Raw genomic sequence first — 905 nt, 5'->3', positions numbered from 1 at the left:
CTGAATTTCCTTTGGAAATTCCTCGCACGCAAACCCGCAACTTTCCATATACATAAACGTTAGCTGTAATTTGAACCAACTTTATGGTAGATAAAAAGGATATCGAAAAATTAATTGTTCAGAACAAAAAAAGTACTCTGAAAAATCATTGGAACGATGCGTTTTTTTGCAACACGACAAAATATAGTGGAGAAATTAAACCAAATGAACTTCTGATTTGGCGTTCATCCCACTTTTTAAGAGGGGCTTATCCGATTTTTCGTTTGACTTTTGACCAAAATGGCAAACTGAACGGTATAAAAACAGAAAAAAATCCCTATTACAAACTTCAGAAGAAAATATCAATCATGTTGCTTATTGTGTTTGATTTAATTTTAATATTTACTACTGAATTTAAGCCTGCCGTTTTTGGAATAATCGGAATTTCTTTATTGGGATTTTTTTTCTATTTACTATTCTTTAATGTAACAAAGTACGAGACAAAAATTTTGACTGATGAACTTAAAGAAGCCATAGAAAAAATAGAAAAGGAAAATAAGCCTGAATTCGAAAATATTCCGAAAATGGAATTAAAAAAAGAAAATATTAAAGAATGGACTTTTACAAAAATTTTGACAAGGATTCTACTCTATCCTTTTTGCGTCTTTATTTTATGGATTTGTATAGATGGATTTTTGGATGAAGGAATGACATTACACCGAATAATTGGAATAATCATAGCCTTAACTTATATAGTTGTTGACATACTAATGGTTATTGGAAAAAATAAAAAACTACAGCTAACACAGTATAAAAAAAATTGCTAGTTTTAGCTAAACCAAAGTTAGTTGCTCGTTTGCTTGCATCTGATTTTCCTTCGGAAAATCCTCGCACACAAACACGCAACTTTCCTTATACATAAACGT

The 905-nt window shown here is 30.4% G+C and carries 1 protein-coding gene; it reads left to right on the top strand.

Annotated features, from left to right (window positions below; genetic code table 11):
• The first annotated feature begins 83 nt into the window (after window positions 1–83).
• Complete coding sequence (locus ACFQ0I_RS17390) at window positions 84–806, top strand: hypothetical protein (RefSeq protein ID WP_379944264.1); 723 nt, start codon at window positions 84–86, stop codon at window positions 804–806.
• Window positions 807–905: the final 99 nt, after the last annotated feature.

Source organism: Mariniflexile aquimaris (assembly GCF_042676825.1).
Classification (GTDB): domain Bacteria; phylum Bacteroidota; class Bacteroidia; order Flavobacteriales; family Flavobacteriaceae; genus Mariniflexile; species Mariniflexile aquimaris.
Note: the sequence above shows the minus strand (reverse complement) of the source record. Positions and strands in the feature narration are given on the sequence as shown.